Raw genomic sequence first — 14,652 nt, 5'->3', positions numbered from 1 at the left:
GCCCCTTACGGGGCCGTTTCTTCGTTGAGATCATAGAAGTCCGCGATGATCTTCCAGGCCTCTTCGGCCGTTTCGGCAAACTGGAAAAGCTTGAGATCGTCAGGGGCGATCGTGCCGAAGGCGGCAAGCGCCTCGAAGTTGACGATGTCCTCCCAGAAGGCGCGGGAGAAAAGGATCAGCGGGATCGGCGCCATACGCTTGGTCTGGATCAGCGTGATCGTTTCGAAAAATTCGTCCAGCGTGCCGAAGCCGCCTGGAAAGATGGTGATCGCCTTGGCGCGCATCAGGAAATGCATCTTGCGGATGGCGAAATAGTGGAAGTTGAAGCTGAGTTCCGGCGTCACATAGGGGTTGGGCGCCTGTTCGTGCGGCAGGACGATGTTGAGGCCGATCGAGGGCGCGCCGACCTCCTGAGCACCGCGATTGCCAGCTTCCATGACACCCGGTCCGCCGCCGGTCACGACCACATATTCCTGGTAGTCGCTGTGTTGTGCATGCTCAGAGCAGAGCTGAGCAAACTTGCGGGCTTCCTCATAATAGATCGAAGCGTCTTCCAGGTTCTTCTTCTGGATATCGTTCTTCGCCGCCCAGGCAGCTTCGCCAGGTGCTGGGATGCGCGCGCCGCCGAACATGACGACCGTCGACTTGATGCTGCGCTCGGTCAGGATCATCTCGGTCTTCAGCAGTTCGAGCTGCAGACGGACCGGGCGCAGTTCCTCGCGGCAAAGGAATTCGTCGTCGACATAGGCCAGCGTATAGGACGAAGACGCCGATTGCGGGGTGCGCGGAATGACTTCAGCTGTCTGCTTGTCGGTCGAGCTATCCTTCAAGGGATCCCAGGATCCGTCCTTGCGCCTGTGCTTGCCGTTCTTCCACCGTGCCATGCCTCTTCCTTTCCAAAGCGCAGAGCTCCTGCGGCTGTTTTCTTCCAGCCCTTTATGCGCTAGAGCTTTGCGCGAATTTTCGATCAGGTCCTGATCGTTTCCATCCCCACGGTAGACAACGAAGTTTAAGGAATTCAGATGAGCGCCACCGATCTCGCCCAGCTCGAACACGTCATCGAAGCGGCATTCGACAATCGCGATACCGTCACGACGGCGACCAAGGGCGAGATCCGCGATGCCGTCGAGACAGCGCTCAACCTTCTCGACAGCGGCCAGGTTCGCGTCGCAGCCCGCGGCGAAGACGGCAGCTGGACCGTGCATCAGTGGCTGAAGAAGGCCGTGCTCCTCTCCTTCCGCCTGAACGATATGGAAGTCGTCAAGGGCGGCCCGGGTGCTTCCACCTGGTGGGACAAGGTGCCGTCGAAGTTCGAAGGCTGGGGCGAAAGCGAATTCCGCTCGGCCGGTTTCCGCGCCGTGCCGAATGCCGTCGTCCGCCGTTCGGCTTACGTTTCCAAGGGCGTCGTTCTGATGCCGTCCTTTGTCAATCTCGGCGCCTATGTCGGTGAAAACACCATGGTTGACACCTGGGCGACCGTCGGCTCCTGCGCCCAGATCGGCGCCAATGTTCACCTTTCCGGCGGCGTGGGCATCGGCGGCGTTCTCGAGCCACTGCAGGCCGGCCCGACAATCATTGAGGACAATTGCTTCATCGGCGCCCGCTCGGAAGTCGTCGAGGGCTGCATCATCCGCGAAGGCTCGGTGCTCGGCATGGGCGTTTACATCGGCAAGTCGACAAAGATCGTCGATCGTGCCACGGGCGAAGTGATGTATGGCGAAGTGCCGCCCTATTCCGTCGTCGTTGCCGGCTCGATGCCGTCGGGCAATGCCGTCATGGCGAATGGTCTGCCGGCGCCGCATCTCTATTGCGCCGTCATCGTCAAGCGCGTCGACGAAAAGACCCGCTCGAAGACCGGCATCAACGAATTGTTGCGCGACTGAGCCTGATGGCGACGCCGGGGCGTGAGACCACCGTCGGCTGGGCGCTCTTCCTTTGGGACGGGCGCATCGGCCGGCGCATCTTCATCCTCGGCACACTATTCTGGATGATGACGAATGCGGCCGTGCTCGCGTTTATCACGGGGCAATCGGACGAACAGGTCACGTCCGGGTTCCTCTCGCTCTTCCTTGCCTCAGCTTCCCTCTCCCTGCTGTCGTTGCTGATGCTCGGCACTAAAAGGCTGCACGACATCGGCATGCCCGGTGTGGTGGCGGCGCTCCTGATCATGCCTGCGTTCTCGCTGATCATTTTCTTTGTGCTTTGTGTCTGGCCCTCGGTCGAGGATGAGAACCGCTATGGACCGGGTCCTGATATGCGTTCGCCCTGAGGGGCGCGTGGTGGGTGACAGGCCCCAGCGGATCGGCTAAGTCTGCCTGATCTTCTCAAGGCACCGACGGCCGGGCTGAACCGGACCTCGGCCAATCCCGTAAAAGTGTCCATGACCGCAACCAATCCCGTCGACGTCCTCCAGGCCCTTATCCGCTGCCCCTCCGTCACGCCCGCCGAAGGCGGCGCGCTCGATGTGCTCGAAGGTCTCCTCTCGCCTCTTGGCTTCAAGGTGGACCGAATGGTCGCCAAGGACGAGGGCACGCCCGATATCGAGAACCTCTATGCCCGGGCCGGCGAGGATGGTCCGCATCTGATGTTTGCCGGCCATAGCGATGTCGTGCCCGTCGGTGCCGAGACCGACTGGAGCGCTGGCCCGTTCTCCGGCGATATCAGAGACGGCATGCTCTATGGCCGTGGCGCCGTCGATATGAAGGGCGGAATCGCCTGCTTCATCGCCGCCTATGCGCGGCTGGTCGAAGCCGGAAAAGTGCCGAAGGGTTCGGTCTCGCTGCTGATCACCGGTGACGAAGAGGGACCTGCCGTCAACGGCACGGTGAAGTTGCTCGAATGGGCGGCGACGCGTGGCGAGCGCTGGGATGCCTGCCTGGTCGGTGAGCCCACCAATCCCGATACACTCGGCGACATGATCAAGATCGGCCGGCGTGGTTCGGTCTCGGGGACAGTGACGGTGAAGGGCGTGCAAGGCCATGCGGCCTATCCGCATCTCGCCGACAATCCGGTACGTGGAGCACTGTCGCTTGCGAAGAGCCTGATGTTCCCGGCCTTCGATCAAGGCACAGAGAACTTCCAGCCGTCCAACCTCGAAGTCACCACCATTGATGTCGGCAATGCGGCGACGAACGTCATTCCAGCTTCGGCGCGCTTCAAGTTCAACATCCGCTTCAACGATGTCTGGACTGCAGACAGTGTCAAGACAGAGATCATTCGCCGTCTCGATGAGGCCGCTGTCGATCCAGAACTTCGCCCGGAACGGGCCGCGATCGGCTACGACATCACCTGGTCGGAGCGGCCGAGCCATGTTTTCCTGACGCGTAACAATGCGCTGATCGCCTCGCTGTCGGGTGCGATCGAGACGGTGACAGGCAAGACGCCGAAGCTCTCGACGACGGGCGGCACCTCGGATGCGCGGTTCATCAAAGATTATTGCCCCGTCGTCGAATTCGGCCTCGTCGGCCAGACCATGCATATGGTCGACGAGCGGGTCGCCGTTTCGGATCTGGAAACGCTCACCGTGATCTATCAGACCTTCATCGAACAGTGGTTCGCCCATGCCGACTCTTAAAGAGGTCGAGTTCTATCTCAGGGGCCTCTGGCTGCTGTTCAAGCAGGATCCATCAGGCTTTTCCTATCTCGACCTCAGCGATCGTGGCGCGATGCGCTCCTTCTGGTCGATCCTCTGGGCACTGCCGGCCATTCTGATCTCGTTTGCCTGGTGGCGACTGCTCTATCTCCAGGGCCTGCCGGAGGGGACGGAGACGGGCGCACTTTTCTTCTTCCGCCTTGCACTGGTCGAGGCGTCGAACTGGCTCTTTCCGCTGATCCTGCTGGGGGTTCTCTGCTGGACTATCGGGATCGGCGAGAAGTTCGCGTCCATGGTGGTGGTCACCAACTGGCTCGCGCTGCCGGTCTCCTATTCCTACGGCCTGCTGGTCCTGGTGATGATGTTCCTGCCAGGCCTGGCGGGCATCGTGGCGCTGTTGTGGTTCCTGCTGATGATCGCGGTCATCGCGGCACTCTTTCGTATCATGCGCATGATCGTCGGCGACCAGTTGCTGATGGTTTCGACCATCGTTCTGATCCTGCTCGTGCCGGCAATGATCATTGCCGAGATGCTGCAACGCTATCTCGGCGTCTATCCGGGCTGAGACTGAGCCTCAGCCGCTAAAGGGCTTGTCACCGGGATAATCCACAGCCATGAAGAACAGTCCTTCCGGCGGGGCGACAGGCCCGCAGGCTGCACGGTCACGGGCTTCGAGCGCACCGCGCACATCTGAAGGTGTCATCTTGCCCTCGCCGGCAAGCTTCAGCGTGCCGGCGAAAGACCGGATCTGATTGTGCAGAAAGCTCTGGGCCGTGGCGCGGATCTCGATGAGATTGTCGGAGCGCGTGACATCCAGACGATCCAGCGTGCGGACGGGGCTCTTTGCCTGGCAATGGGCCGAGCGGAAGGTGGTGAAGTCGTGGTGACCGACGAGCTGCTGTGCTGCCGCATGCATGGCCTCGTGATCGAGCGGCTTCGGCACCCACCAGGCCCGCTTGTCCTCCAGCGCTAAGCGCGCCGGGCGGGTGATGATCCGGTAGAGATAATGCCGGCGAAGCGCCGAGAAGCGCGCGTCGAACTCGTCCGGGACAGCCTGTACCTCGAGTACGGCGACCTGTTCCGACGCCATGGCGAGATGGGCGTTCAATGCATTTCGCAACTTGTGCGGCACCCAGGCGCGAGAGAGATCGGCATGGATCACCTGGCCCATCGCATGCACACCGGAATCGGTGCGGCCGGCGCCCCGGATCACCACAGTCTCGCTGGTCAAAGACAGGATCGCCTGTTCGAGCGCGGCCTGGATGGAATGGCCGTTCTCCTGGCGCTGCCAGCCGACATAGGCCGAGCCATCATATTCGACGGTCATGCGGAAGCGCGGCATCAGGCGATCACCGTGCCCTTGGGCAACGGGGTGCCGCGCAGGAAGTCTTCCGCGTTCAGTACCTTGCCGCCGGCCTTCTGGAGGCGGACGAGGCTGATTGCGCCCGTACCGCAAGCGATCGTCAGGTGCTCGTCAAGGGCCGTGCCGGCAGCCGCCATCACTTTATCCTTCTCGGCGAGATGCGAGGCGAGGAGCTTGACGCGCTCGGGCTTGCCATTGACCTCGATCTCGGTCCAGGCGCCCGGGAAGGGCGAGAGGCCGCGGATATGGTTGTGGACCTCGGTTGCCGAACGGGAGAAGTCGACGCGGGTCTCGGCCTTATCGATCTTTGCCGCGTAGAGCACACCGTCTTCGGCCTGAACGACCGTTTCCAGAGTACCCGCTTCGAGCTTCGCCATTGCCTCGACCATGGCTTCGGCACCTGCGAGGCTCAGGGCATCGTGCAGTTCGCCGGCTGTCATGTCTGGATCGATCGCGACTTTGCGCGTGAGTGCAACCGGGCCCGTGTCGAGGCCCCTATCCATTTTCATGACCATCATGCCGGTCTCGGCATCACCGGCCATGATGGCGCGCTGGATGGGGGCAGCACCCCGCCAACGCGGCAGGAGTGAGGCATGGCCATTATAGGCGCCGAGACGCGTGCCGTTCAGGATCGCTTCCGGCACCAGCAAGCCATAGGCAACGACCACCGCGACGTCGGCCTGAAGCGCAACGAAGGCGTCCCGGTCGGCCTGATCGCGAAAATTCAGGGGGTGGCGGACTTCGATACCGAGGTCCTCGGCGGCTTGATGAACGGGCGACTTCTGCAGATCGAGACCACGACGGCCACCGGGACGAGGCGGCTGCGAGTAGGCCATGACGATCTGGTGGCCCGCCGCATGCAGCGCTTTCAGGGTCGCGACGGAGAAATCCGGCGTGCCCATGAATATGATGCGAAGTGCCATCGTGTCTGCCTCGAGGCGGTTGCTGACGCCCGGGATCAGATCTTCTGACGGGCGGCCTTGGTGAACCTCTTGATCACCATCTCACGCTTCAGGCGGGAGATATGGTCGATGAAAAGTACGCCATTGAGATGGTCGATTTCATGCTGAAGGCAAGTGGCGAGCAGGCCGTCGGCCTCGGTCACTGTTTCCTTGCCGTCGCGGCCGATCGACTTCACCGTGATCGAGGCCGGACGTTCAACCTCGGCGTAATAGTCCGGGATCGACAGGCAGCCTTCCTCGTAGACGGAGCGTTCGTCCGAGCTCTTGAGGATCTCCGGATTGATGTAGACGAGCGGCGCGGGCTCTTCGCCTTCCTTGGCGAGATCGATGACGAGCAGCCGACGCGGCACGCCGACCTGGATCGCGGCAAGGCCGATGCCCGGCGCTTCGTACATGGTTTCGAGCATGTCATCGATCAACTGCTCGAGCTCGGCATCGACGCGCTCGATGGGCGCGGATACCTGACGCAGCAGGGGATCGGGCAGGATGATGAGAGGCTTGATGGTCATGGCCTCCCTTAGCGCAACTTCCCCACGGAGGAAACGGAAAAAACGCGTGGCTCTTCCCGTTTGACAACCGGTCAGGCGGCTCGACGGCCGCCGACCTGGCGCGCCTCGGGCATGGTGCCGTCGCCACGGGTTCGGATCTGCGACAACTGCTCGACCAGACCAGCGACCTCGGTCCGCAGGCGGCGCGTCTCGTCCGACGTGCGCTCGACCATGTCGCTGTTCTCATGGGTGAGCAGGTCCATGTTGCGGGTCGCCTGGTTCACTTCATTGAGACCGATCGCCTGATCCTTGGCGGCGGTCGCGATGTCGGAGACGAAGGTGTCGATCGCATCGATGCGCGTGATGATGTCGGTCAGGGCTTCCCCGGTGCCGGTGACAAGACCGACACCTTCCTTCACCTGGGCGGAGCTCTGGGAAATCAGCTGCTTGATTTCCTTCGCCGCATCGGCTGAGCGCTGGGCAAGCTGGCGGACTTCCTGGGCGACCACGGCAAAGCCCTTGCCGGCATCGCCAGCGCGGGCTGCCTCGACGCCGGCGTTAAGCGCGAGCAGATTGGTCTGGAAGGCAATTTCATCGATCACGCCGATGATCTTGGAGATCTCGGTCGAGGACTTCTCGATCGCATCCATGGCGGAGACCGCTTTCGACACAACCGTGCCTGACGTCTTCGCCTGCTGCTGCGTATCGCGGACTTCCTGCGAGGCGCGCTCGGCATTGGCGGCCGTCTGGCTGACGCTGACGGACAGTTGCTGCAGGGCGGTGGAGCTTTCCTGCACGCCACTTGCCTGACGGGTGGTGCGGCTGGCAAGTTCATCCGACGCATGAGCGATCGCGTCCGTACCGGTCAGGATACCTTCCGAGGCGCGGCGGATCGCGGCAAAGGAGACGTTCAGGCGATCGACCGTGTCGTTGTAGTACCCTGCCATCTCCTTGAAGTTCTCAGGCAGGTCGGTGGTCATGCGAGCTTCGAAGTCACCCTGGGCCAGCGATTCCAGGCCACGACGCAGATGCTCCATGGCAATCGCCTGATCGGCCTCGAAACGGGCACGCTCTTCCTCGAGCGCCCGGCGCCGGCTTTCCAGCTCTTCCAGGTAGACGGAAATCGAATAGTCCATGTCGAGCATGGCGGCCTTCACCACGGCGCGCATCTTGTCGGCGAGCGAGGCGGCATGCTGTTTGCCGAACGGGAAAGGCCAGTGCTTGACCAGGATGCCGGCCAGAAGTTCGCCGACCAGCATGGAGTAGCCACCGATATACCAGCGCGGCTCGAGCCCGATACGGGCATGGGCCTTGCCGACCGCCGTGACCCCGCGCACGTAGTTTTCATCGAAGTTGCCGCTCGCGACCTTGTCCCAATGACCGATCTGGGCGCTCTTTGCGCCATTCATATGGGCGCCATCGCGGAAATGTGCGGCGGTCTTTCCGGTCTTCGAAATCTTGGCGTAGAACTTGTCGAGTGCCCCGCCCAGGACATCCTTGATCGTGGGGCGAAGCTCGGCGAGCGTACCGCGCGTCTTCTGATCGATTTCCAGGAATTCAAGACGTTCGGTGAGGTCGTTCTGAGTGTTCGAGGTCATGATGCGATGAGGGACTTTCGATTTGACTGCTATCAACCAGAACTGCCACGGTTTGCTGAATAGTTTCTAAACGGTAGCGCGCATTCCGCGCTACCGTGAGGGGCAGAGTCCGGTTTAAGAGGCCATGCGGTAGTTGCTGCCATGGTTCGAGGTCTGCGTGCGGCTGCCGCTCGTCTTGAAACCTTGCAGCGCCTGAACGAGGCGCCCTGCCTCTTCCATCAGCGTCGCGGTCTGGGCCGAGCTTTCCTCGACCATAGTGGCGTTGCGCTGGGTGATCTGATCCATCGACTGTACCGACGTGTTGACCTCGCGCAGGCCGCCGGACTGGTCAGCTGCAGCAAGCGCGATCTTGCCGACGATGTCGTTGATCTCGCCGATGCGGACGATGATCTTGCCAAGCGCGTCGCCAGCATTGTTGACGAGGCCGACACCGGCTTCGACCTGTGTCGAGCTCTGCGAGATCAGGTTTTTGATCTCGCGGGCGGCGTTGGCGCAACGCTGCGCAAGCTCACGAACTTCCTGCGCGACGACCGCGAAGCCACGCCCGGCCTCACCTGCACGGGCAGCCTCGACGCCGGCGTTCAGCGCCAGAAGGTTGGTCTGGAAGGCAATCTCGTCGATGACGCCGATGATCTTGGAGATCTCGTCGGAGGATTTCTCGATGGCCCCCATGGCGGTGACGGCGCGGGAGACAACCTCTTCGGAGACGCGGGCTTCCGTCAAGGCGGCGCCGACAACCGTGGCAGCTTCCTTCGCGCCATCGGCGGTCAGGGTGACATTCTGGGTCAGCTCGTGCAGCGCGGCAGTGCTTTCCTCAAGACCTGCCGCCTGCTGCTCGGTGCGCTGGGCGAGATCATCGGTGGCATCGGAAATCGCAGTCGTCGACTTGAAGATTTCGTCGGCAGAATGACGTACGGTCGTGATCGTCGCGCGCAGGGCATCGACCGACGCATTGTAGTCCTCGGCCATCTGCGCGAAATTGGCCGGCAGATCGTTCGGCAGGCGAGCTTCAAGATCGCCGGCAGACAGCTTGCCGAGTGCGCCGCGCAGGGCTGCGAGCGCCGTTGCCTGCTCGGCTTCCGCCTTCAGCCGGGCGTCTTCCGCAGCCTGACGCTGCTCGGCCAGGATCGCCAGATAGACGGAGATGGAATAGTCCATGTCGAGCAAGGCAGCCTTGACGACAACGGAGATCTCTTCGGCGAGCTGCTCGGAATTGCGCCGACCGAAACGGCTCGGCCAACGTTCGCGAACGACCGCATGCACGAGCTGCTCGAGAACGAGCGCATAACCGCCGATATACCAGCGCGGCTCCAGGCCGATGCGGGCATGGGCCTTGCCGACCTTGGTGACACCCTCGACGTAGCTGTCCGTATAGTCTGCGGTGCCGACGATGCCCCAGTGTTCTTCCTGGCGCTTCTTGGCGCCCTTGATGTGATCATCGTTGCGGAAGAAAGCGGCGGTCTCTGGAACCTTGCGGATCTTGTCGTAGAAGATTTCGAGCGCACCGCCGATATTCTTGCGGATCAGCGGCCCCAGTCTTCGCAGAGTATCCCTGCCCTTGTCGTCCAATCCCAGGAAGCGAAGACGGTTCTTCAGATCTGCATTTTCGGTTTGCGACGCCATGGCCGGTACTTCACTCTTCTGGTTCACAAAAATATCAGCGAATGCTGATAAGCGACCTTCAGGGAATTCTAAAATGGTAAATGTTCAGTTGTCGGGGGAGAGCATATTTTTGCCTTCGCGAGCGCATCGCGGTCGCACTGAACGAAAAACGTCCAGATTTCCGGGGAAGGATTGATTATCGTCACATACTGAAGGCGCGTATTTTTTCGCTATAGCAACCTGTGACTTCCCGGCAGGGAAACGTACGTTCACTCTTTGATCTGTTTTCGCGGTCCGAATCAGCTATCATGACGCGCATGACCCTTCTCGACATTCCGGCAGTGACCATTGGCTCAGTCACTCTTCAGCCCGCGTTCCTCATCGGCCTCGCGGCTGCTCTGTTTTTCCTGCCCGTTGTCGTGATGGTCATCGCTTCGATGCGGGCCGCACGTCTGCGCGCCGAATTGCGCGAGGAGACGGCACGGCGGGACGAAGCTGCGGAAGCGCGGCTTGCAGAACTGCTGAAAGCCCAGGCCGAAATGCAGGGGCGGCTTGCAACCATGGCCGAGGTCTTCGGCAGCCGCCAGGCCGAGCTCAATCAGTCGATCAGCCAACGGCTTGACGGCATGACGCATCGGCTGGGCACGACGATCACCGAGCAGACAAAGTCGACGCATGACAACCTGCGCACGCTGCAGGAGCGACTGGCGGTGATCGATGCCGCGCAGAACAACATCCAGTCGCTTGCCAAGGATGTCGTCGGCCTTCAGGCGATCCTGTCCAACAAGCAGACGCGCGGCGCCTTCGGGCAATCGCGGATGGAGACGATTGTCGCCGACGGCTTGCCGATGGGCGCCTACGCGTTCCAGACGACGCTGTCGAATGGGTCGCGCCCCGACTGCACCATCCGGATGCCGAACAATTCGCCGCCACTGGTGGTGGATGCGAAGTTCCCCCTCGAAGCCTGGAACGTGATCCGGGAGACGGAAAATCCGGAGCAGAAGAAAGCAGCGTCGCAGCAGTTCCGCCGGGATATGGAGGTGCATATCCGCGACATCTCGGAGAAGTACCTGATCCCCGGCGAGACCCAGGACATGGCCTTCCTGTTCGTGCCGTCGGAATCGATCTTTGCTGAGATCCACGAGAACTTCGAAGGCGTGGTGCAGAAAGCGCACCGGCAGAAGGTGGTAATTGTTTCGCCATCGCTGCTGATGCTCTCCATTCAGGTAATTCAGGCCGTGCTGAAGGACCAGCGCATGCGCGAGCAGGCGCACCTGATCCAGGGCGAAGTCATCCGCCTGATGGAGGACCTTGGACGCCTGGATGACCGGACGCGAAAGCTTCAAAGCCACTTCCTCGCGGCCCAGAAGGATGTCGAAATGATCATCACCTCCTCGGACAAGCTGGCAAAACGCGGCGCCAAGATCGAAGCCATGGAATTCGAAACACCCGGCGGACGAGAGGATGGCGACGATGCGCCCAGCCGCGCCGTCGAGAGCCGCACGGGTCTCCTCAAGCTCAGGGTTGTTGACGACGACTGAGACCCGGTCCAAAAGAGCGCGACAGCCTAGAGCATTCAGGGAGGCCCGCGCTCATGATCACCGTCTTCGGCTCCATTAACATGGACCTCGTCGCCACCACGCCAAGGCTGCCGAAGCCGGGCGAAACGGTCGCCGGAACGGGATTTGCGACAGCTGCGGGTGGCAAGGGTGCGAACCAAGCGCTGGCGGCCCGGCGTGCCGGGGCTGAGGTGCGCATGGTCGGTGCCGTTGGGCGCGACGAGTTCGCGGGCCCGGCGCTTGATCTTCTCGACAAGGCCGGGACTGATCTCTTGGGTGTGGCCCGCGTCGACGGTCCGACCGGCACCGCGCTCATCCTGGTGGGTGGCGACGGCGAGAACATGATTGCCGTCGTGCCCGCCGCCAATGGTACCGTCAGCGCCGCGCAGGCCGAGAGCGCGGTCGAGGGCATGCAGGATGGCGATATTCTGATGTTGCAACAGGAGGTGCCGGCAGGCTCGGTCAAGGCGGCACTTGAGAGCGCGAAAGCCCGAGGCGTCCGCACGGTGCTCAACATCGCACCCCTCATCCCGGAGACAGAAGCTCTGGCGGCGCTTGCCGATATCGTCATCGCCAACGAGACCGAATTCGAACGACTGGTCGGTCGTGACAACGTGACGGGCGAAGAACGGGAGCAGATCCTCCTCGACATGCATGGCAAGACCGGTCAGATCCTGATCGTCACCCTCGGCGCCGAGGGCGTGATCGCTGCCGAAGGTGGCACTCTGCACCGGACCAAGGGCCTGAAGATCGTGCCGGTCGATACGGTCGGCGCCGGCGACACCTTCTGCGGCTATTTTGCCGCAAGCCTCGACGCAGGCCTTGCTTTCGGCGACGCACTGCGCCGCGCGGCCGTCGCCGGGTCGCTTGCCTGCCTCAAACCCGGCGCCCAGCCGGCAATCCCGGACGCGGGCGAGGTTGCCGCCGCGCTTTGAGTATTCGCGGGGCGGGCACAAGTCTGATTTATTCAACTTTAAACAATGGAACATAGCATCGGTCGCGATCGGGGTATGCGAAAGCATGCCCGGCCGCGCCATGAGGGTGTGGAACGAATGTCCCTGCGTCCTGATCCTCAGTTTTCGAGGCTTCCATGTTCGCCTTTTTTACCCGTTCGATCGCCGCCAAGCTCCTGGTCGTCACCGGCGTCGCCATCGGACTTGTGCTTTTCCTTTCCAATCTCGTTCTGATTTCGCAGACCCGCGACCGTGTTCATGCGCTGACCATGGAACAGGCGGATGCAGAGGCGAAATCGATCGCCCGTGAAGTGGCCGGCGATATCGGCGAGCTTGCGAGTGCGGCCCGCACGATGGCCGGCGTCATCGGCCGCGGCCATGAGGGGCAATCCTTCGACCGTCAGGGCATCACAAACATCCTGAAGGCCAATCTCGAACAGAACCCGTTCGCTTTTGGAAGCTGGATGGCGGAAGAGCCGGGTGGCATTGACGGCCGCAAGGACGACGTCAAGGGGCAGGCCGATCTCGGCGCCAATGACGACGGGATTTTCACCCCCTACTGGTCCAAGGACCGCAATGGCGCCATCCAGTTCTCGACCTTCGCCGCCAAGTATGATGCCGAGTGGTATGCGCTTGCGGCCAAGAGCGGCAAGGGCGCGATCACGGCTCCCTATCTGGCCGAAGGCACTGATGTGCCAACGACAATGAGCTCCATCGCCTATCCGGTCTTCTCCGGTGGCAAGATGATCGGCGTCAGCGGCGTCGATATCTCGCTTCTGTCCCTTTCGGACAAGCTCAAGGCGCTCAAGCCTTTCGAGACCGGCCGCGTGCTTCTGGTGGCACAGGGCCAGCAATGGCTGGTGGCTCCGACGGACGAACTCTTGATGAAGCCATATGAGGAAGCCGGCGCAGACGCACTGAAGACGGCTCTCTCAAGCGGTACCGGCAACCTCGTTCCCAATCTGGCGGACGCCAATGGCGAAGGTTTTGACCGGTTGCTCTTTCCCTTTGCCGTGCCGGGCGTGAACACCACTTGGGCTGTCATCATCGACATCCCGCATGCGGCGATCAACGCACCCGTCGAGGCGCAGACCCTGATGATGATCATCGGCGGCCTGATCGTGCTCGGTGCCGTCATGCTGGCGCTGTTCCTGGCAGTGCGTTCGATCGCTCAGCGCCCGTTGCATGGACTCGTCGGCGACGTCGAACGCATGACCAAGGGCGACTATGCCAGCGACGTTTCCAACCAGGACCGTCAGGATGAGATCGGTCTGGTTGCCAAGGCGCTCGATGGCTTCCGCCACAAGCTTGCCGAAAGCAACATGCTTGCCGCCGAAGCAGACGCACAGCGCAAGGCCGCTGAGGGCGAGCGCCGTCGCAACGAAGAGGAACGCAATCAATCCGCTTCCGTGCAGCAGCATGTCGTCACCGCACTCGGCAGCGGTCTCGCCCAGCTTTCGCAGGGCAACCTCACCTACCGGATCGCCGACGAATTCCCGGGCGAGTATGCCGCCCTGAAACGCGACTTCAACGATGCGGTGGCGAGCCTCGAACAGGCAATCGCCTCGGTCAACGGCAGCGTCGTGAACATCGCCGCTGGCACGAGCGAAATCTCGGAAAGTGCAGCCGACCTCTCCAAGCGCACCGAGCAACAGGCGGCGAGCCTCGAGGAAACTGCGGCGGCTCTCAACGAGCTGACCGAGCAGGTCAATTCGAGCGCCGACAATGCCGGGACCGCGGCAAACACCGTTTCGGTTGCCGTCAAGGATGCCGAAAAGTCCGGCGAGGTTGTCCAGAAGGCAGTTGCCTCGATGCATGGCATCGAACAGTCGTCGCAGGAAATCTCCCGCATCATCGGGGTCATCGACGAGATCGCCTTCCAGACCAACCTGCTCGCCCTCAATGCCGGCGTCGAGGCTGCTCGTGCCGGGGAAGCCGGCAAGGGCTTTGCCGTCGTCGCGCAGGAGGTTCGCGAACTCGCCCAGCGGTCGGCAACGGCTGCAAAGGAGATCAAGTCGCTGATCAATGCCTCAGCCGCTCAGGTCAAGGATGGCGTCGAGCTTGTCGGGGAGGCCGGGCAGACGCTTCAGAAGATTGCCCAGCAGGTCATGCAGATCAACGGCCTCATTCGCCAGATCTCCGCTTCGGCCAGCGAACAGGCGTCCGGCCTCAAGGAGGTTAATGCCGCCGTGAACCAGATGGACCAGGTGACCCAGCAGAACGCTGCGATGGTGGAAGAGACGACGGCCGCCAGCATGGCGCTGCGCAACGAGTCCGACACGCTGCGCGGCCTCGTGGCGAAGTTCCAGGTTACGGGTGCCGCCGCACCGGTTGCCGCACTGCGTGCTGCAGCGGAGACGATGCGAAGCCCCAGCATGGCGCCGGCAAGCCCTAGAGCAACGGCCTATACACCCGCCCCCCGGAAGATGGCGGCGGCGGCAGGCGGCGCTGCTGCAAGCGCCGACAATTGGGAAGAGTTCTGAGTTTCAGAGCCCAAGTCCAAATCGAAGGGCGCTGCCGAGGCAGCGCCCTTCT

13 protein-coding genes are annotated in these 14,652 nt (G+C 62.1%); 7 read left to right on the top strand and 6 right to left on the bottom strand.

The features are described from left to right. Positions 1–5 precede the first annotated feature (5 nt). Entirely contained in the window at positions 6–884 is an 879-nt protein-coding gene (locus D4A92_RS08815; RefSeq protein ID WP_203019350.1) for an LOG family protein, read from the bottom strand. A 138-nt stretch (positions 885–1,022) separates the two neighbouring features. Between D4A92_RS08815 and dapD the strand changes: the two genes are divergently transcribed. From dapD to D4A92_RS08795, 4 genes are all read left to right on the top strand, one after another. Beyond that, entirely contained in the window at positions 1,023–1,883 is an 861-nt protein-coding gene (dapD, locus tag D4A92_RS08810) for a 2,3,4,5-tetrahydropyridine-2,6-dicarboxylate N-succinyltransferase (protein WP_203019348.1), read from the top strand. Positions 1,884–1,888: 5 nt separating this feature from the next. Then, on the top strand, positions 1,889–2,269 hold the full coding sequence (locus tag D4A92_RS08805; RefSeq protein ID WP_203019346.1) for a DUF805 domain-containing protein: 381 nt from the start codon (positions 1,889–1,891) through the stop codon (positions 2,267–2,269). Positions 2,270–2,380: 111 nt separating this feature from the next. Then, complete coding sequence (gene dapE, locus D4A92_RS08800; protein WP_203019344.1) at positions 2,381–3,574, top strand: succinyl-diaminopimelate desuccinylase; 1,194 nt, start codon at positions 2,381–2,383, stop codon at positions 3,572–3,574. Further along, positions 3,561–4,157 (top strand): hypothetical protein, encoded by a 597-nt coding sequence (locus D4A92_RS08795; protein ID WP_203019343.1) that lies wholly within the window; start codon positions 3,561–3,563, stop codon positions 4,155–4,157. Before dapE ends, D4A92_RS08795 begins: the two co-directional genes overlap by 14 nt. Before the next feature lie 9 nt (positions 4,158–4,166). On the opposite strand, the gene truA is transcribed toward D4A92_RS08795, so the two are convergent. The 5 genes from truA to D4A92_RS08770 all read right to left on the bottom strand — a co-directional run bounded on the left by truA (position 4,167) and on the right by D4A92_RS08770 (position 9,626). Then, on the bottom strand, positions 4,167–4,934 hold the full coding sequence (gene truA, locus D4A92_RS08790; RefSeq protein WP_203019342.1) for a tRNA pseudouridine(38-40) synthase TruA: 768 nt from the start codon (positions 4,932–4,934) through the stop codon (positions 4,167–4,169). After that, the gene (gene fmt, locus D4A92_RS08785) at positions 4,934–5,878 is read right to left on the bottom strand and encodes a methionyl-tRNA formyltransferase (protein WP_203019340.1); all 945 of its coding nucleotides are present in this window, start codon (positions 5,876–5,878) and stop codon (positions 4,934–4,936) included. Before fmt ends, truA begins: the two co-directional genes overlap by 1 nt. A 35-nt stretch (positions 5,879–5,913) precedes the next feature. After that, positions 5,914–6,426 (bottom strand): peptide deformylase, encoded by a 513-nt coding sequence (gene def / locus D4A92_RS08780; protein ID WP_203019339.1) that lies wholly within the window; start codon positions 6,424–6,426, stop codon positions 5,914–5,916. A 71-nt stretch (positions 6,427–6,497) separates the two neighbouring features. Beyond that, the gene (locus D4A92_RS08775) at positions 6,498–8,003 is read right to left on the bottom strand and encodes a globin-coupled sensor protein (RefSeq protein ID WP_203019338.1); all 1,506 of its coding nucleotides are present in this window, start codon (positions 8,001–8,003) and stop codon (positions 6,498–6,500) included. Between the two features lie 114 nt (positions 8,004–8,117). Then, positions 8,118–9,626, bottom strand: a complete 1,509-nt coding sequence (locus D4A92_RS08770) for a globin-coupled sensor protein (protein WP_203019337.1) — start codon at positions 9,624–9,626, stop codon at positions 8,118–8,120. A gap of 296 nt (positions 9,627–9,922) precedes the next feature. On the opposite strand from D4A92_RS08770, the gene D4A92_RS08765 reads away from it, so the two are divergent. The 3 genes from D4A92_RS08765 to D4A92_RS08755 all read left to right on the top strand — a co-directional run bounded on the left by D4A92_RS08765 (position 9,923) and on the right by D4A92_RS08755 (position 14,600). Continuing rightward, entirely contained in the window at positions 9,923–11,146 is a 1,224-nt protein-coding gene (locus D4A92_RS08765; RefSeq protein ID WP_203019887.1) for a DNA recombination protein RmuC, read from the top strand. A gap of 53 nt (positions 11,147–11,199) precedes the next feature. After that, complete coding sequence (locus D4A92_RS08760; RefSeq protein WP_203019336.1) at positions 11,200–12,099, top strand: ribokinase; 900 nt, start codon at positions 11,200–11,202, stop codon at positions 12,097–12,099. Between the two features lie 155 nt (positions 12,100–12,254). Beyond that, positions 12,255–14,600, top strand: coding sequence for a methyl-accepting chemotaxis protein (locus D4A92_RS08755; RefSeq protein ID WP_203019335.1), 2,346 nt, complete (start codon positions 12,255–12,257; stop codon positions 14,598–14,600). Positions 14,601–14,652: the final 52 nt, after the last annotated feature.

Origin of the sequence: Rhizobium rosettiformans (assembly GCF_016806065.1) — a bacterium.
Taxonomy (GTDB): Bacteria; Pseudomonadota; Alphaproteobacteria; order Rhizobiales; family Rhizobiaceae; genus Allorhizobium.
This window is presented reverse-complemented; position numbering and strand designations above follow the sequence as displayed.